This is a genomic window from Mesorhizobium sp. 113-3-9 (assembly GCF_016756515.1).
In the GTDB taxonomy this organism is placed as follows: Bacteria; Pseudomonadota; Alphaproteobacteria; order Rhizobiales; family Rhizobiaceae; genus Mesorhizobium.
On record NZ_AP023246.1, the window covers coordinates 3,549,388 to 3,571,687 of the forward strand.

The 22,300-nt window shown below is 63.7% G+C and carries 22 protein-coding genes; 20 read left to right on the plus strand and 2 right to left on the minus strand.

Features of this window, described 5'->3' with window-relative positions; translation table 11 throughout:
• The first annotated feature begins 4 nt into the window (after nucleotides 1-4).
• From MesoLj_RS17300 to MesoLj_RS17370, 15 genes are all read left to right on the plus strand, one after another.
• Nucleotides 5-823 carry an ABC transporter permease gene (locus MesoLj_RS17300; RefSeq protein ID WP_202326854.1) on the plus strand — a complete coding sequence of 273 codons (819 nt, stop codon included), beginning with the start codon at nucleotides 5-7 and terminating at the stop codon, nucleotides 821-823.
• Nucleotides 820-1,587 (plus strand): ABC transporter ATP-binding protein, encoded by a 768-nt coding sequence (locus tag MesoLj_RS17305; RefSeq protein WP_202326855.1) that lies wholly within the window; start codon nucleotides 820-822, stop codon nucleotides 1,585-1,587. Before MesoLj_RS17300 ends, MesoLj_RS17305 begins: the two co-directional genes overlap by 4 nt.
• On the plus strand, nucleotides 1,580-2,596 hold the full coding sequence (locus MesoLj_RS17310; RefSeq protein ID WP_202326856.1) for an ABC transporter substrate-binding protein: 1,017 nt from the start codon (nucleotides 1,580-1,582) through the stop codon (nucleotides 2,594-2,596). Before MesoLj_RS17305 ends, MesoLj_RS17310 begins: the two co-directional genes overlap by 8 nt.
• Before the next feature lie 234 nt (nucleotides 2,597-2,830).
• Complete coding sequence (locus MesoLj_RS17315; protein WP_244735475.1) at nucleotides 2,831-3,457, plus strand: methyltransferase family protein; 627 nt, start codon at nucleotides 2,831-2,833, stop codon at nucleotides 3,455-3,457.
• A gap of 406 nt (nucleotides 3,458-3,863) precedes the next feature.
• A complete protein-coding gene (locus tag MesoLj_RS17320; RefSeq protein ID WP_202326857.1) occupies nucleotides 3,864-4,448 on the plus strand; it encodes a hypothetical protein in 585 nt (194 codons plus the stop codon).
• Between the two features lie 296 nt (nucleotides 4,449-4,744).
• The gene (locus MesoLj_RS17325) at nucleotides 4,745-4,909 is read left to right on the plus strand and encodes a DUF3309 family protein (protein ID WP_064988046.1); all 165 of its coding nucleotides are present in this window, start codon (nucleotides 4,745-4,747) and stop codon (nucleotides 4,907-4,909) included.
• A 427-nt stretch (nucleotides 4,910-5,336) separates the two neighbouring features.
• The gene (locus tag MesoLj_RS17330; RefSeq protein WP_140775660.1) at nucleotides 5,337-6,062 is read left to right on the plus strand and encodes a GntR family transcriptional regulator; all 726 of its coding nucleotides are present in this window, start codon (nucleotides 5,337-5,339) and stop codon (nucleotides 6,060-6,062) included.
• Between the two features lie 3 nt (nucleotides 6,063-6,065).
• Nucleotides 6,066-7,100 (plus strand): ADP-ribosylglycohydrolase family protein, encoded by a 1,035-nt coding sequence (locus MesoLj_RS17335; RefSeq protein WP_202326858.1) that lies wholly within the window; start codon nucleotides 6,066-6,068, stop codon nucleotides 7,098-7,100.
• Complete coding sequence (locus MesoLj_RS17340) at nucleotides 7,097-8,074, plus strand: PfkB family carbohydrate kinase (RefSeq protein ID WP_202326859.1); 978 nt, start codon at nucleotides 7,097-7,099, stop codon at nucleotides 8,072-8,074. The genes MesoLj_RS17335 and MesoLj_RS17340 overlap by 4 nt, the downstream gene beginning before the upstream one ends.
• Nucleotides 8,075-8,113: 39 nt before the next feature.
• A complete protein-coding gene (locus MesoLj_RS17345; RefSeq protein WP_140775663.1) occupies nucleotides 8,114-9,175 on the plus strand; it encodes an ABC transporter substrate-binding protein in 1,062 nt (353 codons plus the stop codon).
• Between the two features lie 66 nt (nucleotides 9,176-9,241).
• Nucleotides 9,242-10,111, plus strand: coding sequence for an ABC transporter permease (locus MesoLj_RS17350; RefSeq protein ID WP_202326860.1), 870 nt, complete (start codon nucleotides 9,242-9,244; stop codon nucleotides 10,109-10,111).
• Nucleotides 10,111-10,899 carry an ABC transporter permease gene (locus tag MesoLj_RS17355; protein WP_202326861.1) on the plus strand — a complete coding sequence of 263 codons (789 nt, stop codon included), beginning with the start codon at nucleotides 10,111-10,113 and terminating at the stop codon, nucleotides 10,897-10,899. The genes MesoLj_RS17350 and MesoLj_RS17355 overlap by 1 nt, the downstream gene beginning before the upstream one ends.
• Complete coding sequence (locus MesoLj_RS17360; protein ID WP_202326862.1) at nucleotides 10,899-11,966, plus strand: ABC transporter ATP-binding protein; 1,068 nt, start codon at nucleotides 10,899-10,901, stop codon at nucleotides 11,964-11,966. Before MesoLj_RS17355 ends, MesoLj_RS17360 begins: the two co-directional genes overlap by 1 nt.
• 294 nt (nucleotides 11,967-12,260) lie before the next feature.
• A complete protein-coding gene (locus tag MesoLj_RS17365) occupies nucleotides 12,261-13,511 on the plus strand; it encodes an aconitase X (protein ID WP_202326863.1) in 1,251 nt (416 codons plus the stop codon).
• Nucleotides 13,508-13,933 (plus strand): aconitase X swivel domain-containing protein, encoded by a 426-nt coding sequence (locus MesoLj_RS17370; RefSeq protein ID WP_202326865.1) that lies wholly within the window; start codon nucleotides 13,508-13,510, stop codon nucleotides 13,931-13,933. The genes MesoLj_RS17365 and MesoLj_RS17370 overlap by 4 nt, the downstream gene beginning before the upstream one ends.
• Before the next feature lie 105 nt (nucleotides 13,934-14,038).
• On the opposite strand, the gene MesoLj_RS17375 is transcribed toward MesoLj_RS17370, so the two are convergent.
• Both MesoLj_RS17375 and MesoLj_RS17380 read right to left on the minus strand, forming a co-directional pair.
• The gene (locus MesoLj_RS17375) at nucleotides 14,039-15,124 is read right to left on the minus strand and encodes a siderophore-interacting protein (RefSeq protein ID WP_202326867.1); all 1,086 of its coding nucleotides are present in this window, start codon (nucleotides 15,122-15,124) and stop codon (nucleotides 14,039-14,041) included.
• A gap of 2 nt (nucleotides 15,125-15,126) precedes the next feature.
• On the minus strand, nucleotides 15,127-17,253 hold the full coding sequence (locus MesoLj_RS17380) for a TonB-dependent hemoglobin/transferrin/lactoferrin family receptor (protein ID WP_202326869.1): 2,127 nt from the start codon (nucleotides 17,251-17,253) through the stop codon (nucleotides 15,127-15,129).
• Between the two features lie 181 nt (nucleotides 17,254-17,434).
• Between MesoLj_RS17380 and MesoLj_RS17385 the strand changes: the two genes are divergently transcribed.
• From MesoLj_RS17385 to MesoLj_RS17405, 5 genes are all read left to right on the plus strand, one after another.
• Complete coding sequence (locus tag MesoLj_RS17385; protein WP_202326871.1) at nucleotides 17,435-18,376, plus strand: heme/hemin ABC transporter substrate-binding protein; 942 nt, start codon at nucleotides 17,435-17,437, stop codon at nucleotides 18,374-18,376.
• A gap of 311 nt (nucleotides 18,377-18,687) precedes the next feature.
• Complete coding sequence (locus MesoLj_RS17390) at nucleotides 18,688-19,776, plus strand: Gfo/Idh/MocA family protein (protein WP_202326874.1); 1,089 nt, start codon at nucleotides 18,688-18,690, stop codon at nucleotides 19,774-19,776.
• 59 nt (nucleotides 19,777-19,835) lie between these two features.
• Nucleotides 19,836-20,750 carry a sugar phosphate isomerase/epimerase family protein gene (locus tag MesoLj_RS17395; RefSeq protein WP_202326876.1) on the plus strand — a complete coding sequence of 305 codons (915 nt, stop codon included), beginning with the start codon at nucleotides 19,836-19,838 and terminating at the stop codon, nucleotides 20,748-20,750.
• Between the two features lie 73 nt (nucleotides 20,751-20,823).
• Entirely contained in the window at nucleotides 20,824-21,915 is a 1,092-nt protein-coding gene (locus tag MesoLj_RS17400) for a fatty acid desaturase family protein (RefSeq protein WP_140775680.1), read from the plus strand.
• Between the two features lie 29 nt (nucleotides 21,916-21,944).
• Nucleotides 21,945-22,256, plus strand: coding sequence for a MocE family 2Fe-2S type ferredoxin (locus MesoLj_RS17405; protein ID WP_140775681.1), 312 nt, complete (start codon nucleotides 21,945-21,947; stop codon nucleotides 22,254-22,256).
• The last annotated feature ends 44 nt before the right edge of the window (nucleotides 22,257-22,300 follow it).

Below are 22,300 nucleotides of genomic sequence, written 5' to 3' on the forward strand. Positions count from 1 at the left end.
GGTTATGCCCGTGGTCTCATCATCAGTGCCGCGCCCGCTCGCGGAGTCCCTTGCCAAGGCAGTACCCGCCGTCATCTCGGTCGGGTTGCTGCTCGTGGCGTGGCAACTCTACGCTACCTATTCCGGTATCAAGCCGACGATCCTGCCTGCGCCGTCACGCGTCTTCGAACAGGCGATGCTCAATCGCGGGGCGCTGGTCGACAACGCTATTCCGACCATCCGCGCCACGCTGATCGGCTTTGCCTGTTCGCTCAGTGCCGCCTTTCTGCTGTCCATGCTGGTCGATTTCTTCCAGCCGCTGCGGCGCGCGCTGTTTCCTGTCTTCATCATCAGCCAGACCTTGCCGCTGGTGGCGATCGCGCCGCTGGTGGTGCTGTGGTTCGGCTTCGGGCTGGCCCCGAAGATCATGCTGGTCGCGCTGGTCACCTTCTTTCCCATGCTGGTGGCTCTGGTGCAGGGCTACGAGGCGACCGAGACCGAGATCGGCCAGATGCTGCGCGCCATGGGAGCAGGGCGCTGGCGCGTCTTCTTGCTGGCGCGGCTGCCTTCGGCGCTGCCCTATTTCTTCGCGGGCCTGCGGATCTCCATCACCTATGCGGTGGTCGGCGCCATCTTCGCCGAATATGCGGGTGCGGCGAAAGGGCTGGGCATCTACATGCTCAACGCCAAGAACAATTTCCGCCCCGACCTTGTGCTGGCCGCCGTCGGTGTCAGCGCCGCGCTGACGCTTGTCCTGTTCGGGCTGACGGCGCTCTTGCAGCGCTTTGCCATGCCCTGGGAACGGGCCGGTCGGCAGCCGGCGGGGAAGGGCGCGCGGAGATGAGCCGGCTCGAATTGCGGCATGTGCGCAAGGCATTCGGTGGGCTCGACGTGCTCGCCGATATTTCGCTCAGCGTTGGCGCCGGCGAATTCGTCTCCATCCTTGGGCCTTCGGGTGCCGGCAAGTCGACGCTGTTCCAGCTCCTGACGGGTGCCGAGCATGGCGAGGGCGACATGTTGTTCGACGGCGCGCCGCTCGACGATCATGGCAGGCATTTTGCCTTCATGCCGCAGCGCGACGCGCTGATGCCGTGGCGGCGCATCATCGACAACACGACGCTCGGGCTGGAAGTGCAAGGCACCAGGCGCAAGGTGGCGCGGGCTCGCGTCGCGCCGCTGTTTGCCGAGTTCGGGCTTGCCGGCTTCGAGCGGCATTTTCCGGCACAGCTTTCGGGCGGCATGCGCCAGCGCGCGGCGCTTTTGCGCACGGTGGTGCAGGAGCGCGACATGCTTCTGCTGGACGAGCCGTTCGGCGCGCTCGACGCGCTGACCCGCGCGGCCATGCAGCGCTGGCTCGAGCAGATGTGGCGGCACCATCGCTGGACGGCGTTGCTGATCACGCACGATGTGCGTGAGGCCGTGTTCCTGTCCGACCGCATCTATGTGCTGTCGGCGCGCCCGGCCCGTGTGCTGCGTGAAATCAGGGTGCCGCTGCCGCGCCCGCGCGATCCGGCCGGTGCTGCCGCGCGACAGGCCGGCGCACTCGAGGCCGAGATCCTCGACATCTTGCTCAACCCTCAACCATCCAAAGGACACGACCATGACTGAATTGACGCGCCGGCAGGCTTTGCTGCTCACCCTTGCCAGCGGTCTTCCGCTGGTCGCGGGATCGAGCCGCTCCTTCGCGGCAACGCAAAAAGTCTCTGTCGCGCTGGACTGGACCGTCAACACCAACCACGTCGGGCTGTTCGTCGCCCGCGACAAGGGATTTTACCGCGAGGCCGGCCTCGAGGTCGACATCCTGCCCTACAGCGACACCGGCGCCGGCACGCTGGTCGCCAACCGCGTTGCCGATTTCGGCATCAACGGCACCATCAGCCTCTTCACCCAGAGGACCGCCGGTGCCGACTTGAAGGCGGTCTATGCGGTGGTGCAGGCCGAAACCGGCCGGGTGGTCTTCAATGCGGTGCGCAGCGAGATCAAAAGCCCGAGGGACCTCGACGGCCTGACCTATGGCGGTTTCGGCAGCGCCTGGGAAAATGCGCTGATCTCGACCATCATCCGCCATGACGGCGGCAAGGGCAATTTCGAGACGGTGACGCTCGGCACCTCCGCCTATGAGGCGCTGGCCAATGGCTCGGTCGACTTCACGCTGGAGGTCGCGACCTGGGAAGGCGTCGAGGCCGAACTCAAAGGCGTCAAGCAGCGCAGCTTCGTCTATGCCGACTACGGCGTCCCCGACGAGCACACGACACTGATCTCGTCGAGCGAAGCGTATCTTAAAGCAAACCCGGCATTGGCATCGGCCTTCGTCGAGGCAACGCGGCGCGGTTATCAGTTCACCGTCGATCATCCGGAAGAAGCCGCCGTGCTGCTGATCGCCGCCAACAAGGATGCCCTGACCAATCCGTTCTTGATCAAGGCGTCGCTGAAAGTGCTGATCGACGGACACTATCTGCGCGCGGAAAACGGTGCCATCGGTACGATGGACCCGGCCAAGATGGACGCGATCGGCGGCTATCTCTTCACTGCGGGCATTTTGCACGACGCCGACGGCAAGGTTCTGACGCAACGTCCGGATTTCGCCAGGTATTTCGCAAATTCATATCTGGGTTGAGGCTGGATGCGCGTCACCGGTGGCGCTCGGTGAGCTACGTCGGTTTGGCGTCGGGGCGCATCTTTCTCCAGCCTTCCGGTCGATCCCGTCAATCCTGATCCGGTCTTGCCGGTTAACCGCCCGGCAATGGTTGCATGCAATGGTCCCGCCGAGGGGATCATCGGGGTGTTTGCCTTGTTCACGTCAAAAAGTGGAACGCTTCCAAGCGCTGGCCGGGACAGGATCTTATCCGACGTGCGCAAGCGCGAGATCCTTGCCGACCTGCGTGAAGGCTTCTTTCGCGCCTGTGCCCTGGCCTGCGCGGGGCTGTTCGTCTATCGCGGCCTTTATCAGGTTGTGGAGGATCCGACCCGGCTCAACGCCGCCTTGGTGGCGATTTCCGAGATACTCACCTTCACCTGGCTGCTTCTGTCGCGGCGTCCGGTGACGCGTGACTGGAATCCGCTTACGGTCATCGTCTCCGTGAGCGCCAGTTTCGGGGTTGCATTGATCAGCCTTGAACCTGGCACGGCGCTCGTTCCAGTCTATATCGCGGCGCCGTTGCAGGTCGCGGCGCTGCTATTCGTCATCTGGGGCAAGATATCGCTTGGCCGTTCCTTTGCCATCCTGCCCGGCAACCGTGGCGTGATGACGGGCGGCGCCTACCGTATCGTGCGGCACCCGATCTATGCCGGCTACCTTGCCGGCCACGTGCTCTACCTGCTGTCGGCCTTTTCCTTCCACAACCTCGCGGTCTATGCGGTCATCACCTATTTGCAGCTTTATCGCATCCTGCGCGAGGAGGCCCTGCTGGCGGCCGAGCCGGAATATCGTGCCTACATGGAACGGGTGCACTACAGGCTGTTCTACCGCATATTCTGAGAGCAGGACTGTCGACGAAGAGGCTGGGGGCGATCCTGTCGGGCTTGGGGATGGCTGCAGCGCTTGCCCGAAGCGGTTCCTCGTTTCTGTCCTGATCGCTGAGTGATGTCCGATCTTCCGGGTTGCGCCAAGCGGAGATCAGCAATGGCGGGAGTGACGCTTCCGTGGAAAATCGTTTTTATCTCCAGATAAGCCACTATATCGATAATACGCACTCTTTGATGTAAAATTTTTCTTACGCATCTATTATATTTTTATTAATCTTATAATTTCTGTATTTTTGCAATAAACACCATGGCTTCCGTAAGTATACGTTGATTTGAAACCTGATCTCTCCTGTCACGTAGTTGAATCTGCAATCGGCTGTACGCCGACTGCCTTAGCGCAACGACAACAGGAGAGTGTTATGGCTTTTACCATCAAGACAGTCGCCAGTGTGTTGGCCGGTAGTGCGATAGTCGTCGTTCTTTCCTTGCCAGCGAATGCGGCAGGGCTGGGTGTCGGCGCCTCGGTGGGTGGTGGCGGCGGCGTCAATGCCGGGGCCGGCGCCTCCGTCGGCGGCGGCGGTGGCGTCAACGCCGGTGCCGGAGCATCTGTTGGCGGGGGCGGTGGCGTCAATGCTGGCGCCGGTGCCAATGTCGGCGGATCTAACGGCGTCAACGCCGGATTGGGGGCCTCGGTCGGTGGAAGCAACGGCATCAATGGCGGGGCAAGTGCGAATGTCGGCGGCACGGGTGGCGTTACCGCCGGGCTCGGCGCCAATGTCGGCGCGACGAGCGGCCTCGGCGTCGGGGTCGGCATCGGCGGAACCGATCCGACAACTCCGTCCAACCCAAGCAATGCGTCGAAGGCGAGCCTCCCGGGTGTCGTGGCCCAGATGTCCGGCAGCCAGGTGGCGCGCATGAAGAAGCGGTGCGTCGACGTGCTTAGCAACGCAGGCACCTATGACCGCGATCTGCGTCAACTCTGCCTGCTGATCGCCCGTCGTTGAGGCAAGGGGCGCCAGGGACGGAAGTGCCAAACCAGTCGTGAGGCTTTGACAGCACTCTCCTGGCTACGGCCGGTCGGAAGCCCGCCATTCAGGCGGGCTTCCTGCGTGTCGAGCGCTTTCAATTTCACCGGCACTTTGTTGTCTGAGATTTCATTCGCCAGCGAAAATCATCTCCGTGCGGATGTCGTGCCACAATCGCGCGGAACGGTAGGGCTGCTCGAACGTTCTCGTCTTCGAAACATCGCATGCAGCGATGTTAAAACCGGCGTGGCAGCGCCTACAGGAGCGGGAAAGCCATGAGCTTAGGCACCATACTCATCATCATCCTTGTCATTGCGCTGCTTGGCGGCTTCAGCGGGCTCGGCGGCGGGCCGTTCTATGGAACTGGCTACTATGGTGGCGGCGGGCTTGGGCTTGTGCTGCTGATCATTATCGTCCTTGTCGTGCTAGGGCGGATCTAGAGGCCCACAGGCTTCGGATAATCGCGATCTCGTGACCGTGTCCAGGTCGGAGCGCACCGGATTGTGATGAAAGCGAGCCGGCTTGTGATCCCAAATTTTTCGCGATTCTCGTATTGTGAATTCGGTCCACACCCCCCGTGGAAACAAGAGGAGAGGGTCCCACCCCTTTATCCTCCTCCAAGGCCCGCCCCGGCATCCGGAGCGGGCTTTCTTTTTTTCCCAAGGCAAGTGTTTTGAAGGCAGACCGGCATTGGCCACCAATAACGAGGATTCCGGCCTAACCGCCGGCAACCTTCAGTCGGTGCCCTCAAGGGCTGTCCGCCTTGAGGTGAGGATCGTCCATTCGCTGTCATCTAGCGATCGTTGACAGCACTGCCACGGCCGTATATTGAACAGGACTATACAGGTTCACTGAACAGGTATGCATATGAAGCGGCGCGCGGTTCAATTGTCTCCCGGCACGGGCAAGCCCGAGCAGATCGCGACCGTTCTGGAACATGAAATCCGTTCCGGCCTGCTCGGTTTCGGCGACCGTCTGCAAAGCGAAAATGAACTCGTCCAGCGCTTCTCCGTCAGCCGCAACACGGTCCGCAAGGGTCTCGAGGAACTGTCCAGCCGCGGGCTGATCACCACCAAGGTCGGCATCGGCTCCTTCGTCACCTTCGACGGCAAGCCGGTCGACGACGCCATCGGCTGGTCGCGGGCGCTGGCCAATGCGGGCGCCAATGCCGAGACCAGGACACTGCGGCTGGAAGTGATCGAAGACGCCGATCTGGCAGCCTTGCTTGGCATCGAAAGCCCGTTCTTCATCGCCGTCGACCGGGTGCGTACCAATGCCAGCGACGGCCATGCGATTTCCATCGAGCGCAGCCGCCTGCCGCTGTCGCCGGAGCTGGAGGATGTGCCGCTGCGCGGCCTGCGCGAAGGATCGCTGCACCAGACGCTGCGCGGCGCCGGCCTGATCCCCGACCATGGCGAGGAATGGGTGGGCATCGAGATGCTCAATGCCGAGGATGCGGCCATTCTGGGCTGCCCGCAAGGCACGCCCTTCCTGCGCGGCCGCCGGCTGACGCGTGCGGCCGACGACCGGCCGATCGAATATGTCACCAGCCTGCTCAATCCCGCGCATTTCGCGCTGCATATGAGGTTCTGAGCGATGCCGGACAACATCACGCTTGATCGCGCAATGGGCGCGCTTGTCGGCGGCGCGCTGGGAGACGCGCTCGGCATGCCGACGCAGCTTCTGTCGCCGGCCCGGATTGCCGAACTCTACGGCCATGTCGAGGATTTCATCGCGCCCTTCGCCGATCATCCGGTGTCGAAGGGGCTCGCGGCCGGCACTATCACCGACGATACCGAACAGGCGCTGCTGCTCGGCCGCATTTTGGTCGAGTCCGGCGAGCGCTTCGACCATGCGCGCTGGGTCAACGCGCTGCTCGACTGGGAGCGCGAGGTCAAGGCGCGCGGCAGCTACGATCTGCTGGGACCATCGACCAAGCGCGCCATCGATGCCATCAACAATGGCGTGCCAGCGGAAGAGGCGGGGCGCGGCGGCGACACCAACGGCGCGGCGATGCGCATCGCGCCGGTCGGCATCATGATGCCGCTGGAGCCGCTCGATGCGTTGGTCGCCAAGGTGGCCGAGACCTGCCGGGCGACGCACAACACCTCGATCGCCATAGCGTCGGCCGCCGCCGTCGCGGCCGCCGTCAGCCTCGGCGTGTCCGGCGGCGATTGGCGCGCCGCATCCGGCAGTGGCGTCGCTGCGGCGAGGCGAGGGGCGACGCTTGGCCATTGGGTGACCGGCGGCGACATCGCGGCGCGTATCGTCTGGGCGCAGGATCTGGTGCGCGGCAAGGTGATGAGCGATGCAATCCGGCTGATCACCGATCTGGTCGGCACCGGCGTCGCCAGCCAGGAATCCGTTCCGGCGGCCTTCGCGGTGCTCGAGCTTGCCGGCGGTGACCCCTGGCAAGCGGCTGAAATCAGCGCCAACCTCGGCGGCGACACCGATACGATCGGCGCCATCGCGGCCGGCATGGCCGGCGCCTGCACCGGCTTTTCGCGATTGCCCGGGGATCGCGTCGCCGGCCTCAGGGGGATCGACATGGCGGAGGTTCGTGCGCTCGCCGCCGACCTTGTTGCGGCGCGAACGTCCAAAACCGGTTCCGGCAAGGACGCCGCGGCATGAGCGGGCGTCTCGTCCATATCGGCAGCGCGGTGGTCGACTATGTCTACCGCATCGACGCCTTGCCGGCGCCGGGTACGGAGAAGACGGCATCCAGCTACGCGCAGGTCGCCGGCGGCGGCTTCAACATGATGGTCGCTGCCACCCGCACCGGCATGACGGTGGTGTTTGGTGGCCAGCTCGGCAGCGGGCCGAATGGCGATTTCCTGCGTGCCGCGTTCGCCGCCGAGGAAATCGGGACGCTGACGGCCCCATCGCCTCATATGGACAGCGGCAATTGCGTCGCCATGATCTCGAGCGACGCCGAACGCACTTTCGTGTCATGGCCCGGTGCGGAGAGCGTTCTCAACCTCGACATGATGGCCCCGGTATCAGTGGCGCCGGGTGATTGGGTGTTCACCTCGGGGTATACGCTGAGCTACCCGGGCAGCCGCGACGCGCTCGCCGACTGGATCGAGGCGCTGCCGGAGAACATTCCCTTTGTCTTCGACCCGACGCCCGTCGTTTCAGACATTCCACGCCCGATCCTGTCGCGTGTGCTGGCCCGCTCGGCATGGCTGAGCTGCAACATGGCCGAAGCCGCCGAGATCGCCGGCCAGGGCGATGTCGAGACCCTCGCGGCGCGGCTGCTTGCCGATCATTGTCCAAGGGCGGCCGGCGTCGTGATCCGCTCCGCCGCCAAGGGCTGCCATGTCAGGCTGGCCGACGGTTCGGCGCAAACCGTTGCCGGTTTCAAGGTCGATGCCGTCGACACCAATGGCGCCGGCGACACCCATATCGGCGCTTTCGTCAGCGCGCTGGCGCGGGGTGCACATCCTTTCGAGGCGGCGCGCTACGCCAATGCGGCGGCCGCCATTTCGGTGACCCGTCATGGCGGCTCGTCGGCGCCGACCGACACCGAGATCCAGACTTTCCTGAGCCAGGCCGCCGCGACCGGCACGCCGGGCCAGAACCAGAAGGCCCATCAGACAGCCTGACAAGCCCCGCCAAGCGGGCAAACAAAGAGAGGAACCAACATGCGCATGCCAAGACTGACTGCTCTCTTGACGGCGACCGCCGTCTTCACCACCGCGCTCACGCTGGCCGCCAGTGCCGCCGAAGTGCATGTGCTCAACTGGAAAGGCTACGGCGCCGACGAACCATGGGCCGTCGAGGCCTTCGAGAAGGCGACCGGCAACAAGGTGGTCAACGACTTCTTCAATTCCGAACAGGAAATGCTGACCAAGATCCGGACCAATCCCGGCCTCTACGACGTGGTCATGATCAACGCCGCCTTCAACGACCAGGCGATGGCGGAAAAGCTGATCCAGCCGATCGATACCTCGAAACTGCCGAACTATGCCGACATCAGCAAGGACAAGGCCGGTTCGCCGATGCTCGACCATGACGGCAAGGTCTATGGCGTGCCGTGGGTGTGGGGGCTGACCGCGCTCGCCATCAACGAAAAGTCCTTCGACAAGCCGCCGACGTCGATCGCCGAAATGTGGGATCCCGCGCATAAGGGCCGCGTCGTCATTCGCGACGACGCCGTCGAGGCGGTGCAGTTCGGCGCCATCGCCACCGGCCAGAACATCAACGACATCAAGGATATGGATGCGGTCAAGACGAAGCTCACCTCGCTGATGCCGCAGATCAAGACCTTCTGGAGCTCGGAGAACGACTGGAACCAGATGGTCGCTTCCAACCAGATCGACATCGGCACCTACTGGAGCGGCTCGGCCGACCGGGCCAAGACGCACTTCAAGCTGCCGGTATCGCTGGTCATTCCGCAGGAGGGCGCTGTCGCCTGGCTCGACGCGTTCTCGATCCCGGCAGGTTCGAAGAATGTCGAAGGCGCGCAGGCCTTCATCAACTGGATGATCGACCCGAAATTCTATGTCGAATGGGTCACCAAGGTCGGCGCCCCCGTCTCTGCCAACACCAAGGCGGTGGAAGCGCTGCCCGAGGATGCCTTCAACCGCAAGGTCATGGGTGATCCCGAGGTCGCCAAGCGCATCCAGTTCCAGGCGCCGATCACCGACGCGCAGCGCGAGGCCTATCTGGCGCTCTGGCAGCAGCTCAAGGTCGACGTTAAGTAAAACGCACGTCCTGGCCAGCCGGCGGTTCGCGCCGGCTGGCCCTTCAATCCTGGGGAGGAGGATGGCATGGCAGTACAGGGAGCGGCCGCGTCGCGCAGCGGATTGAGATCGGCTCTGCCGCTGCTGGCGCCAGCCTATCTCTGGCTGACGGTGGCGATCTTCCTGCCGCTCTCGGCCATGGTCTTCTTCTCCTTCATGACCGACCTGCCGCTGACTGGGAAGCCCTGGGCTTTCACGCTTGGCAATTACGCCGCCTTCTTCTCGCAGAGCCTCTATCTGACGCTGCTGCTCGCTTCGCTCAGGCTCGGCCTGGAAGTGACGCTGTGGTGCATCGTCATCGGCTATCCCGCCGCCTATGTGCTGGCCAAGGTGCTGAAGGGCCGCAGCCGCGAGGCGATCTTCCTGCTGGTCATCCTGCCGTTCTGGTCGAACGGGCTGGTGCGGATCTTCTCCTGGGCGATGGTTTTGCGCGAGGGCGGCATCCTCGATACGGCGCTCAATGCGGTGCTGCCGTTCAAGATCAACATCGACCTGATGTATTCCTATCCCGCCGTCATCATCGGCCTGGTGCACTCCTACGTGCCCTACATGGTGCTGACCTGTTATCTCACCTTGCAGGCGATCGACGACTCGCTGATCGAGGCTGGTCGCTCGCTTGGCGCCTCGCGGCTACAAGTGCTCAAGCGTGTGATCATCCCGCTGTCGATGCCCGGTCTGGTGGCAGGTGCCGCGCTCATCTTCGTTCCCGTCGTCGGCTCGTTCATGGAGCCGCGCATCCTTGGCGGGCGCACCGGCACCTTCTACGGCACCGTCATCGAGGACCAGTTCGTCGCCGTGTTCAACTGGCCGCTGGGCGCGGCACTGTCCTTCATCCTGCTGGCCGTCGTGCTGGTCATCCTGGCAATTGCCTCGCCGGTGCTGCGGAGGGCCGCGTGATGGCAACGACGCGTATCCTGGAAGGACTTGGCCGGCTCTACATCTTCCTGCTGCTCGCCTTCCTCTATCTGCCCATCATCATCATGGCGCTGATGTCGTTCAACGTCTCGCCCTTCTACCAACTGCCGTTCGAGTGGACGACGGAGTGGTATCAATCGCTGTGGCAGAACGACCAGCTGATCGCGGCCACCTGGAACAGCCTGGAGATCGCAATCATCACCACGCTCATCAGCGTGGTGCTCGGCTCGGCGGCGTCGCTGGCGCTTTTTCGCTATGACTTCCGCGGCAAGAAGGTGCTGCAGGCGCTGCTCTTTCCGCCGATCGCCATTCCATGGCTGATCACCGGCACGGCGATGCTGATCTTCTTCTTTGGCGTCGGCATCGGGCGCGGCCTTTTCGCCATCCTGCTCGGCCATGTCGCGCTGGCGTTGCCCTATGTCATCGTCGTCGTTTCGGCCCGGCTGCAGACTTTCGCGCCGGAACTGGAAGAGGCGGCACGCTCACTCGGCGCCAACCAGTGGCAGGTGACCAATCGCGTCACGTTGCCCTGGATCATGCCGGGCGTCATCGCCGGTGGGCTGTTTGCATTTGCCGTGTCGTTCGATCAGTTCGTCGTTTCCTACTTCCTATCGACACCCGGCCAGACGACGCTGCCGGTCGAAATCTACGCCGCGATCCGCAAGGGTTTCACGCCCGAGATCAACGCGGTCTCGACCATCATCATTGTCGTGTCGATGGCGCTCATGCTGCTCACGGCGCGCTTCTTCAAATTCGGCGGAGAGAAATAATGGCCGGCGTGCAGGTAGCGAACGTCTCGCGCAGCTTCGGCGCGCACAAGGCGCTGGACGATGTCTCCATCGATTTCGCCGATGGCGGCTTCTACGCGCTGCTCGGGCCGTCGGGCAGCGGCAAGACCACGCTGCTCAGGCAGATCGCCGGTTTCGATTTTCCCGACTCCGGGCGTATTTCCATCGGCGGCGAGAGCGTCGAGCGCGTGCCCGTCGAAAAGCGCCGCATCGGCATGGTATTCCAGAACTACGCGCTGTTTCCCAATATGAGCGTCGCCGACAATGTCGCCTTCGGCCTGTCGGTGCGCGGCGAGGCCAAGGCGGTGATTGCAGCGGAAGTGCAGCGCGCGCTCGACCTCGTGCAACTCGGCAAGCTCGGCGGCCGCCGCCCACACCAGCTTTCCGGCGGCCAGCGCCAGCGCGTGGCGCTGGCGCGCGCCATCGTCACCAAGCCGCGTGTGCTTCTGCTGGACGAGCCGCTCGGCGCGCTCGACAAGGCGCTGCGCGTCGACATGCAGATCGAGTTGAAACGCATCCAGCGCGAGATCGGCATCACCACCATCTTCGTCACCCACGACCAGGAAGAAGCGCTGACCATGAGCGACCGCATCGGCATATTGCGCGACGGCAGGCTGGTGCAGGAAGGGCCGCCGGAGGAAATCTACGACCGGCCGAAAAGCGAATTCGCCGCCACCTTCCTCGGCGACGCCAACATCTTTCGCGGCGACGCGACCGGCAACGGCATTCGGCTGCCGGACGGCACGGCGATCGCCGCCGGCGTGGGGGCAACGCTCGCTGCCGGTGCCAAGGCGAGCTGCGCCGTGCGGCCCGAGCGAATTCGCATTGCCACTGATGGCGGGGCCTCCGATGCCGCCAATGCGAACATGCTGAAGGGCCAGGTCTCCAAGCGCATCTTCGCCGGCAACAACAGCACGTATTTTGTCGAGCGTGCCGGCCAGACGCTGAAGGTCATCGTGCAGAACACCGGCGCCGACAGATTGGCGGAGGGGCAGGATGTGGTGCTGCGCTGGTCGCCGGAAAGCACGGTGCTGATCGCGGCTGGTTAAATAGGACGGCGGTCCATAAGGACCGTTGGCGTTCCTTCACGCCCCCTTCTGTCCTGCCGGACGTTCGTCATTTGGAAAGCCAAGCAATTGGCTTCCCATCCGCTTCGCGGACCATTCCTCGACCCCCATGAGGAGGGAGATCGGCCGTCATCGCGGGTTTCGCAAATCTCCCATGTTGCAAAAAGTGCGATAAGGCTGAAGCTGCCGATCTCCCCCTCGTGGGGGAGATGCCCGGCAGGGCAGAGGGGGGCGCTGTCCCGCCGTCCCTTCCGGACAAGGAGCCTGGAGTTGCCGATGACCCTGGAACTGACCGCACGGGACCGATCCATCCTCGCCGGCGAGCAAGGCCCATCCGCGGCCGCCGCCATGAAAATCCTCGTCGCGTTTTCCAATGCGGTCGGTGCGCGCGGCCTGCTCGACATTTCGGGTGCCCATATCGATGGCTGCCTCTATCACGGCAAGGCCGGGCTCGATTTCGTCGAACGGTTGGTCGAGGGCGGCGGGCGGGTGCAGGTGCCGACGACGCTGAATGTCGGCTCGTTCGACCTCATCCATCCGGGCATGGTGAAGATGCCGGCGGCGCAAGAGGTGCCGGCGCGGCGGCTGATGAAGGCGCATCTGGAACTCGGCTGCCAGGCGACCTTCACTTGCGCGCCCTATCAGACGCGCTTCCGGCCTGAATTCGGCCAGCAGATCGCCTGGGGCGAATCCAACGCCATCGTCTTCGCCAATTCGGTGATCGGCGCGCGCACCAACCGCTATGGCGATTTCATCGATCTGTGCTGCGCCATGACCGGACGCGCGCCGGCCTGGGGCCTGCATCTGAGCGAAAACCGGCGTGGCCGCATCCTGTTCACATTGGACATCGCTGAGCCCGAACCAAGCGACAGCCTGTTCGTCGGCATCGGGCTGATCATCGGGCAAGCCAGTGGCGACCGCGTTCCGGTCATATCAGGCCTGCCGGAGCCACGCGACGAGGATCAGTTGAAGGCGCTGGGCGCGGCCGCCGCGACGACGGGCGCCGTGGCGCTGTTCCATGCGGTCGGCATCACGCCGGAAGCGGGGACGCTCGACGAAGCGTTGCACGGCCACGCGCCGGAAGAGACGATCATCATCACCCGCGCCGATATCGATGATGCGCTGGCCAGGCTGTCGATTGTGCCGGACGGAGCGCCGCTGGCGGCCGTGTCGCTCGGCACGCCGCATTTCTCGCATGAGGAATGGATGCGCCTGTTGCCGGTGCTGCGGGAAGCATCCCCTGGCAAGGGCATTCCGATCTATGTCAACACCGGGCGCGCGACGCTGACGCGACTGCAGGAGGAAGGCGCGCTTGCCGGCATGGAGGCATTCGGCCTGATCCCGGTCGCCGACACCTGCACCTATGTCACCGCGATCCTCGAGCGGCTCGACGGCGTGGTGATGACCAACTCCGGCAAATGGGCGCATTACGCGCCGGGCAATATCGGCGTGACCGTCGCCTTCGCCGACATGAGGGATTGCATCCGCTCCGCCGCGGTCGGCCATGTCGTGAGGAGTGGTTCATGACGCGATCGGTGGAGCGATCCGGCACCTTCCAACTTGCTGGTAAGGCCGAGGGCCAAGCCTTGGTGTTTTCGCAGTCGCTCAGTTTCTGGGGCGGCATCGATGCCGAGACCGGCGAGATCATCGATCACTCGCATCCTGGTCTTGGCCAGAACGTGGCCGGCAAGATCCTGGTCATGCCGAGCGGGCGGGGGTCGTCGTCTTCGTCATCGGTGCTGGCCGAAGCGATCCGTAGGGGCACGGCGCCGGCCGGCATTCTGCTGCAACGGCCGGACCCGATCCTGGCGGTGGGCGCCATCGTCGCTGAGTTTCTGTACGGGATCAGCATGCCGCTGGTGGTGTGTGAGGTTGCGGGGATTGTTCCCGGCGATGATATTGCAATTGACGTTGGTGCGGATGGCGCGGCGGTTATCCGCAAAGTCTAGGGAGGGGTGCTTGGCTCAGGTCAGCGCCCCCCTCATCGCCCTGCAGGCAGATGAGGGGCGGCGCCAACGCTTGTCAGCTCGCTGCAATCAAACTGACCTCAAACCTCAGCCCGCCATCAACCCCGCAGCCCCGCGCCGCCAATAGGCGGCTGCCAACGTCCGGTCCCGGCCCAAGCCCAGCGTGTCGCGCCAATATTCGCGCACGATCCTGGCGGCACCGGCTTCCGCGGCGAACCAGCCGAAGGTCGAGCCGTCCTGCGGCCATGCCACCGAGCGGACGGCCTCGGCGAGCAGCTTGTCCTCGCCCGCCGGCACGCCATCCCTTGTCAGCCAGTGCAGTTCGATGCCGGTGGCGTTGTCGATCTGCTGCTTCTCGCCCTCGTCGGCGATTTCGACAAAGGCGACGCCCCTGGTTTGCGCCGGCAGCGTTTCCAGCAGCCGCGCCAGCGCGGGAAGACCGGTTTCGTCTGATCCCATGACATACCACTCAGCCTGCCGCACCGGACGGCCGACCGGTCCCATGATGCCGACCTTCATCCCGGCTGCCGCCTGCATGGCCCAGGCGGAGCCGACGCTGTCACCGGGATGGACGAGGAAATCGACATCCATGATGCCCCTGGCGACGTCGAGGGCGCGGATGGTGTAGACGCGCGCCACCGGGCGCCGGTCGTCAGCGGGCCAGACCGGCAGGCCATTGTCACCGAGTATCGGCCAAAGCGGATCGGGCACTTCCCCGGTTGGGAACAACATGCGGATATGCATGCCGCCGAATTTGGCGAAACGACCGAGGTCCTGGCCGGCAAGACGGATGCGGCGCATATGCGGGGTGAGGTCGCGAACCTCAATTACCGTCATCTCGCGGAACTGGGCGAGGCTGGTTTCGCCAGAGAGATCGCCGGTCCAGACGATCTCCGGGTTTTCCTCCTTGGCGTAAACCTGGACCGCCGTGGCGAGCAGGTCCTTGATGCGGGCGAGCCCATCACGATCGGGCGCGTTGGCCCGCATCACCAACTGCTCCATGTCGATGGAGGCACCGCCAAAGGTGAAGCGGAAATCGATGCGCCCGCCATGATGCGAGGCATCGGCCTCGAAGCTCCGCAGCCTGTCGCTGATGCTGTCCATGTAGTCCGGCAGGCGCCGCAGGTTGAGCCGCGCCTCGCAGGCAAGTTCATGCACCGATGCTTCGCTCATTGTCATCCTCCGATCCTGCCGGTGAGGGCCAGCTTGAAGGTGCGGCCCTTGCCCTGTTCCGTTGCAGCCGTGGTCGACCATGCGCTTTGCGGGTCGGTGTAGGCGGTGTTGAAGACGTTATCGACGCCGAAATCGAGCTTGAGATTGTCGTTGATGGTCCAGTTGGCGAAGACGTTGACGAGGTCGAAACCGTCGTTGACCACGGGCACGGCGTTGGGATTGGTGCGGCTGGTGCGGGTGATCTTGCCGACGCTGAGATATTGCGCGCCAACGGTGAGCTGGTCCTCCAGCATGCGGAAGCCAATCGTGGCCGAGAAGCGGTCGAGCGGCGTGTTGTTCAAAGCCTGGCCGGAATAGACCCCGCTGACGACCTTGGCGTCGATCAGCGCGCCGGCAAGATTGAGGAAGCCCCAGTTATAGTCGTAGACCATCTCGGCCTCGACACCCCTGAGGCGCGCGTCGCCAATGTTGATTGCCGTGCGCGGCAGGACGGTGAGGTCGACGTCGATGTAGTCCTCGACATCGGTGTGGAAGACGTTGACCTTGGCGCGTAGCCGGTCGCCCGCCGTCAGCACATCGTCATACTTCACGTTGATGCCGGCCTCCCAGTTCTTCGCCGTTTCGGGCTGCAGCAGGAGATTGGGCCGGTAGCTGTCGGCGCCGCCATGCGCGCCGCCGCCACGGAAGACATCCTGCAGGCCGGGTGCCCGATAGCCTTCGGAATAGGTGCCGTAGAGCTGGAAGCCTTCGAAGGGCGTGACACCGACGGTCACGCGCGGCGACCAGCGGTCGCCGGAGATCGACGCCTGTTCCGGCGGCACGGAGCGGGTCTCGCCGTCGAGCTGATAGCCGTCATAGCGCAGGGCCGTGATCACCTGCAGCCAGTTCTCGTAGTCGCCCTGCCATTGCAGGAAGCCGCCATAGCCCTGCTGTTCGCCGGCGCCGAAATGCGCGGCTTCCGAGGAGGCTTCAAGATAGTAGTAGTCAACGCCATAGGTCAGCGTGTGGGCGATGCCCCAGGCGTCGAAGCGCGAGGAGTTCCTCACGTTGAAGCCTGATGTCGCGACATCATAGAAGCGGAAGTTGCCGATCGCCGAAGTGGGCCAGACCTGCGTCTGCTCGGCGCGGGTACGGTTGTGATAGGCGTTGGCGCTGAGGTCGATCAGGTCGTTGTCGTCAGGCTTCCAGGTGTAGGCGGCGGTGTAGGTCTGGTTGGTCGTGTTGGTGTCGTAGCGGCTCAGTGTCGGCGAGGTCGAGCCGCTCGAACCGGTGATCTGGTCGTTGTAGCGCTGCAGGATGGCGCCGAGCTTCAGCTCATGGCCGTCGGCCGGACGCAGCGTCGTCTTCAGATAACCGCTTGTCACGCGCTCGCCGGTCCATGGGACGGTGTCGCCATTGCCGTCGGTGTAGCTGTCGCGGTCGCGATAGATGAGGTTGCCGATGATGTCGGCATCATCGCTGAATCGGTAAGCGCCGGTGGTGCTGGTGGTGAAGCCGTCGCCATTGCTTTCATAGCCGAGCTTCTCGCTCAGCGCCCAGCTCTCATCTTTCTTGAGAAAATCGCCGGCGTCCTTGGTTTCGAAGGAAACAACGCCACCAATGCCGCCCGAGCCATAGGCGTTGGACACCGGGCCGCGAATGACGGTGGCTTCCTTGATCAGGTCCGGCTCGACATAGAACGAGCCGGAGCCATGGCCGACGCGCCAGTAATCCTGGCGGGCACCGTCGAGGGTGACGACAACGCGGCCATACTGTTCCAGGCCGCGAATGTTGATGGCGGTCGCCGGGTCGTCGCCATTCATCGAGGCGGCGACGCCGGGCGTGGTGCGGAAAATGTCGGCGGCGGTGTCGGGCTGGATGCGGTCGAGCTCATCCTGGTCGACGGCGCTGATGGCGGCCATCGATTCGATGACGGCGGTCTTGATCATCGTCGCCGAGATGGTGATCACGTCGAGCATGGTCGCCGGCTGGCTCTGCTTGGCAGTGGCCGGCGCCAGGCGGTCGCTCTTGGTGGCGGCCTTTTTCTCCTGTTCCTGTTCCTGGGCGTTGGCGAAAGGCGCGGCGCAGAGGCCGAGCACGAAGGCGAGCGCGGTGCTGGCCATCAAGGTCGTGTTTGTTGTCGTTGTCATGCAAGCCCCCAAGCAAATGCAAACTGCTGGCGGTGGCTGAACGGCCCTGGCTGGCATGATTGGAATCCCTCGACCCAAACGGTCAGAGCAGGGGTCACATATTAAAACATGATGACATGAGTCAACTTTAAATTTATAGGCCAAGTCAGTCATCGAAAAGGCAAATGGACAGGAGTGAACGATGCAGGGCAGCGTAGGCGAGGGCAGGCGGAGTCCATGGTTCCAGCCGGGCAGGAGCCTGGCGGTGCTGTTTCTGGCGCTGTCGGTGCTGGCACCGTCCTGCGGCTTCAAGGCGCTGGCCGCCGAGAGCGTTGTCGATGCGCTGGGGCGAACTGTCGCGCCGGGGCCGGCAACGAGAATCCTGACGCTTGGCTCCGATGTCACCGAGATCGTCCATGCGCTCGGCGCCGGCGAGCGCGTCGTCGCGGTCGACCGGGGCAGCAAATATCCGCCCGAGGTGATCGAGAAGCCCAATGTCGGTTATCGCCGCCAGCTTTCGGTGGAGGGGCTGGCGGGGCTGCGTCCCGACCTGATCCTGGCGGCCGAGGACAGCGGGCCGCCGGAAGCGGTGGAGGTGTTGAAGTCGCTGGCGATCCCGATCATCTTCGTCCCGCAGGACAACACGCCAGACGGCATCGAACGCAAGATCACGCTGATCGCCGCCTCGCTCGGGCTCGAGGACAAGGGCAAGGCGGTTTCCGCCGACGTGCTCGCCGCCTTCCAGGCCGCCGCCGAGCTGTCCGCGAAAATCCCGCTGGAGCGGCGCAAGAAGGTGGTGTTCTTCCATGGGTTGGTGAAGTTGAGTGCCGCCGGCGCCGGCACCTCGGCCGACGCCATCATCCGCTATGCCGGCGGCCTCAATCCCATGGATGTCGTGCAAGGCTACAAGGCCGCCTCGGAGGAGAAACTGGTGGAGATGGCGCCCGATGTGATCCTGATGATGAGCGACGGCAAGGGCGGGCCGACGCCGGAGCAGGTCTTCGCAAACCGCGCACTGGCGGCCACGCCCGCGGCGGCCAACAAGGCACTGATCGTGCTCGACGGCGCCTACATGATCGGCTTCGGCCCGCGCACATCGGACGCGATCCGCGACCTGGCGAAGGCGCTTTATCCGGAAGGGTGACCGCACCAACCCTTGATCAGCAGATGACGCCTCATTCGCCGGATCTCTGGCTTCTGAAAGGTTCGATCGCCTACGGCAAATGGGTCGACAAGAGTTTTGTCGACGCCGCCGAAGCCCAGCTGGCCGCCGTCCAATAATTGTAACCCGGACATTCATGAGGTCGCGCCAACCAGGCGCGACCGTCGTTTCCGGCAGCAGCTCGTCTGCCCGGTGATCTTGTCGCCGATGGCAATGGTGATGGGAATTGATGGTGCTGGCCTTGGCTGACCGGCAAGCCATGGCGCTATATGCTGTCCTCCAGGGAGGAATGGATGGCAGGCACGGATTTCGAACCAGATGTGAAGGTTCGCACCAGGGAATACCGGATCGGCTGCGTCGGTGCGGGCATGATCATGGCGGAATGCCATCTGGCCGCTTATGCGCAGGCAGGCTTCCCCGTGCTGGCGATCGCCTCGCGGACGAAGGCCAGCGCCGAGAAAGTGGCCAGGCGCTGGGATATTCCGATCGTTCACGACACGCCCGAGCAATTGATCGAGGATTCCAAGGTCGAGATTGTCGACCTTGCCTTTCCGCCGGACCAGCAGCCGGCTCTCATCCGTCACGCGCTGAGGCAGCCCCACATCAAGGCGATCCTGGCGCAGAAGCCTTTGGCGCTGTCGGTTGAGGAAGCCGTCAAGCTGCGCGACGAGGCGGCCAGGTCCGGCAAGATCCTCTCGGTCAACCAGAATATGCGCTACGACCAGTCGATGCGCGTGCTGAAGCAGATCATCGACAGCGGCGCGCTGGGCGACATCGTCTTCGCCCAGATCGACATGCACGCCATCCCGCACTGGCAGGCTTTCCTTGCCGATTACGACCGGCTGACGCTCGCCAATATGAGCGTGCATCATCTCGACGTGTTGCGCTTCCTGTTCGGCGATCCCCAGGAAATCACGACGCTGACGCGCAAGGATCCGCGCACGGCCTTCGACCATTCCGACGGCATCACCGTGTCGACTTTGCGCTTTCCTTCCGGGGTGCTCGCCGTTTCGCTGGAGGATGTCTGGTCCGGTCCGCGTGAGCAGGGCTATCGTGACGACCAGCACATCAACTGGCGTGTCGACGGCACCAGGGGCGTCGCCAAGGGCACGATCGGCTGGCCGACGGGCGTCGCTTCGACGCTGACCTATGCCTCGACGGAGACGACGGGCGGCGAATGGGTGACGCCCAGCTGGGACACGATGTGGTTTCCACACGCCTTCATCGGTGTGATGGAGCAACTGCAATACGCGGTGGAGACCGGCACGCCACCGGCACTCTCCGTTGCCGACAACGTCAAGACCATGGCGCTGGTCGAGGCCGGCTACCGCTCGATGGCGGAAGGCCGCACCGTCCGGCTTTCTGAAATCCCGACCAACTGAAATACGGGACCGCGCAAAAAGCGTGGCGGCTGAATCGCTTACCGGGAGGAGTTCACATCATGATGCAGGCAGGGATATTTACCGGCTACTTTCCCTACGAACTCGACGAGGCTGCCAGGCGCATCCGCGCGCTCGGCTTCAACACCGTGCAGCTCGACCTGCATTTCCGGGATATCGATCTCACCGCCGGGCAGATCACACGGGACAAGGCCAGAAAAGTGCGAGACACGTTCCGCGATCACAATCTGCCGGTGTGCTGCATTTCCGGCTACACCAACATCATCCATCCCGACAAGGCCGAGCGCGAGAAACGCGTCGGCTATCTCAAGGAAATCATCCGCAACGCGCGCGAATTCGGTTCGCCCTACGTGATTTCTGAGACCGGAACCTACAACACCGAGTCCGACTGGGTGCATGATCCCAGGAACAAGACCGAGGAGGGTTTCGAGGAATGCCGCAAGGTGATTTCGGACCTTGCCCAGACTGCCTATGACCATGGCGCGGTCTTCCTGCTCGAAACCTATGTCAACAATGTCGTGGGTTCGGTCGAGGAGACGGTGAGGATGTTCGCGCAGGTCGACCATCCCGGCCTCGGCCTGCTGATGGACCCGACCAATTACTTCGAAGCGCACAACATCGATCGCATGGACCAGGTGCTGAACCAGGTGTTCGACACGCTGAGCGACAAGATCCGGATCGCGCATGCCAAGGATGTGAAGCGCTCGGGCAGCGACAAGACGGAGAAGCATGCCGACATCGGCGATGCAGACGCGCATGAGGGACTGACGTTCCGTGGCGTCGGCGAGATCGAGCTGCCGGCGCCTGGCCTCGGCTCGCTCAACTATGATCTTTATCTGAGGCGGCTCAGCGAAAAGCACCCGAACATCCCTGTCATCATCGAGCATCTGACCGAGGATGACGTGCCGCGCGCGAAAACATTCCTCGACGGAAAATTCCGCGCCAACGGCCTCTAGGTCCAAACAGATCGAGCAGGATGTCGTCCAACAACCGCTTCACACTTTTCGGCATCATGCTCTCGAGGCGACGATGACGGCGATGGCAAAAAAGCGCGATTACAGCCTGGTCGGCGAAAGCACACGCAGGGCGATCGAGACCGGCCTGGCCTCGGCCGAGTGGTACCACACCGACGTGCCGCGCAAGGCGATGAAGGAACTGATGCAGCGCTCGGACGGTCCGGCGATCCGCGACACGGTGATCTGGCTCGCTGTAATCGTGGGTTCGGCCGCCGGCATCGTCTGGTTCTGGGGTTCGTGGTGGGTGGTGCCGTTCCTGTTCGTCTATGGCGTGCTCTACGGCTCGTCGAGCGACTCGCGCTGGCACGAATGCGGCCACGGCACGGCCTTCCGCACGCGCTGGATGAACGATGTCGTCTATCACATCGCCTCCTTCATGCTGATGCGCAATCCCGTGCAATGGCGCTGGAGCCATGCCCGCCACCACACCGACACCATCATCGTCGGCCGCGACGCCGAGATCGCCGTGATGCGTCCGCCGGATCTGTTGAAGGCAGCGCTCGCCTTCACCGGCATTCTCGATTTCCGCTATTCGCTGCCGACGCTGGTGCGCCAGGCCTTCGGCACGCTGTCGGCGGAGGAGAAGAGCTACATCCCCGAAATGGAACAGCACAAGGCCGTCGTCGCCGCCCGATGGCACGTGGCCATCTATGTCGCGACGATCGCTCTTGCGATCGCACTGAGGTCATGGATACCGCTGGTGCTGATCGGCCTGCCGCGCCTTTACGGCACCTGGCACATGGTGACGACCGGCCTGCTGCAGCACATCGGCCTTGCCGACAATGTCGTCGACCACCGGCTCAACACGCGCACCGTCTACATGAACCCGATCAGCCGGTTCATCTACTGGAACATGAATTACCATGTCGAGCACCACATGTTCCCCATGGTGCCGTATCACGCGCTGCCCAGGCTGCACGAACTGATCAAACACGATCTGCCGGAGCCGAACCCGTCGATGTGGCATGCCTATCGCGAGGTCTGGCCGGTCCTGCTCAGGCAGCTGAAATACGAGGATTTTTATCTCAAGCGCGAATTGCCGCCGACGGCCAGGCCCTATCGTGGCGAGTTCCACGAGGTCGATATGTCGGCGGCCGCCGAATAGCGATCGCGAAGTGTTGGCAGGAGACCGAGATGGCCGATTGGGTTGAAGCGTGCGCGGTGGATGACGTCGAGGAGGAGGATGTCATCCGCTTCGACCATGGCGGCCGCACCTTCGCGGTCTACCGCTCACCGGACGATCAGTTCTTCGCCACCGACGGCTATTGCACGCATGAGAAGGCGCATCTGGCCGACGGGCTGGTGATGGACGACATCATCGAATGCCCCAAGCATAATGGCCGTTTCAACTACAAGACCGGCCAGGCCAAGGGCGCGCCGGTCTGCGTCAATCTCGCGACCTATCCGGTGAAGATCGAGGCCGGTAAGGTGATGATCCAGATTTGACGCGCGGCAACCGACCCAGCACCTGGCAAGCAATAGAGGGGATG

Excerpts from the sequence above, each read along its gene's own strand:
- MesoLj_RS17300 (WP_202326854.1), top strand. The coding sequence starts at position 5 with ATGCCCGTGGTCTCATCATCAGTGCCGCGCCCGCTCGCGGAGTCCCTT.
- MesoLj_RS17305 (WP_202326855.1), top strand. The coding sequence starts at position 820 with ATGAGCCGGCTCGAATTGCGGCATGTGCGCAAGGCATTCGGTGGGCTC.
- MesoLj_RS17310 (WP_202326856.1), top strand. The coding sequence starts at position 1,580 with ATGACTGAATTGACGCGCCGGCAGGCTTTGCTGCTCACCCTTGCCAGC.
- MesoLj_RS17320 (WP_202326857.1), top strand. The coding sequence starts at position 3,864 with ATGGCTTTTACCATCAAGACAGTCGCCAGTGTGTTGGCCGGTAGTGCG.
- MesoLj_RS17325 (WP_064988046.1), top strand. The coding sequence starts at position 4,745 with ATGAGCTTAGGCACCATACTCATCATCATCCTTGTCATTGCGCTGCTT.
- MesoLj_RS17330 (WP_140775660.1), top strand. The coding sequence starts at position 5,337 with ATGAAGCGGCGCGCGGTTCAATTGTCTCCCGGCACGGGCAAGCCCGAG.
- MesoLj_RS17335 (WP_202326858.1), top strand. The coding sequence starts at position 6,066 with ATGCCGGACAACATCACGCTTGATCGCGCAATGGGCGCGCTTGTCGGC.
- MesoLj_RS17340 (WP_202326859.1), top strand. The coding sequence starts at position 7,097 with ATGAGCGGGCGTCTCGTCCATATCGGCAGCGCGGTGGTCGACTATGTC.
- MesoLj_RS17345 (WP_140775663.1), top strand. The coding sequence starts at position 8,114 with ATGCGCATGCCAAGACTGACTGCTCTCTTGACGGCGACCGCCGTCTTC.
- MesoLj_RS17350 (WP_202326860.1), top strand. The coding sequence starts at position 9,242 with ATGGCAGTACAGGGAGCGGCCGCGTCGCGCAGCGGATTGAGATCGGCT.
- MesoLj_RS17355 (WP_202326861.1), top strand. The coding sequence starts at position 10,111 with ATGGCAACGACGCGTATCCTGGAAGGACTTGGCCGGCTCTACATCTTC.
- MesoLj_RS17360 (WP_202326862.1), top strand. The coding sequence starts at position 10,899 with ATGGCCGGCGTGCAGGTAGCGAACGTCTCGCGCAGCTTCGGCGCGCAC.
- MesoLj_RS17365 (WP_202326863.1), top strand. The coding sequence starts at position 12,261 with ATGACCCTGGAACTGACCGCACGGGACCGATCCATCCTCGCCGGCGAG.
- MesoLj_RS17370 (WP_202326865.1), top strand. The coding sequence starts at position 13,508 with ATGACGCGATCGGTGGAGCGATCCGGCACCTTCCAACTTGCTGGTAAG.
- MesoLj_RS17375 (WP_202326867.1), bottom strand. The coding sequence starts at position 15,124 with ATGAGCGAAGCATCGGTGCATGAACTTGCCTGCGAGGCGCGGCTCAAC.
- MesoLj_RS17380 (WP_202326869.1), bottom strand. The coding sequence starts at position 17,253 with ATGACAACGACAACAAACACGACCTTGATGGCCAGCACCGCGCTCGCC.
- MesoLj_RS17385 (WP_202326871.1), top strand. The coding sequence starts at position 17,435 with ATGCAGGGCAGCGTAGGCGAGGGCAGGCGGAGTCCATGGTTCCAGCCG.
- MesoLj_RS17390 (WP_202326874.1), top strand. The coding sequence starts at position 18,688 with ATGGCAGGCACGGATTTCGAACCAGATGTGAAGGTTCGCACCAGGGAA.
- MesoLj_RS17395 (WP_202326876.1), top strand. The coding sequence starts at position 19,836 with ATGATGCAGGCAGGGATATTTACCGGCTACTTTCCCTACGAACTCGAC.
- MesoLj_RS17400 (WP_140775680.1), top strand. The coding sequence starts at position 20,824 with ATGACGGCGATGGCAAAAAAGCGCGATTACAGCCTGGTCGGCGAAAGC.
- MesoLj_RS17405 (WP_140775681.1), top strand. The coding sequence starts at position 21,945 with ATGGCCGATTGGGTTGAAGCGTGCGCGGTGGATGACGTCGAGGAGGAG.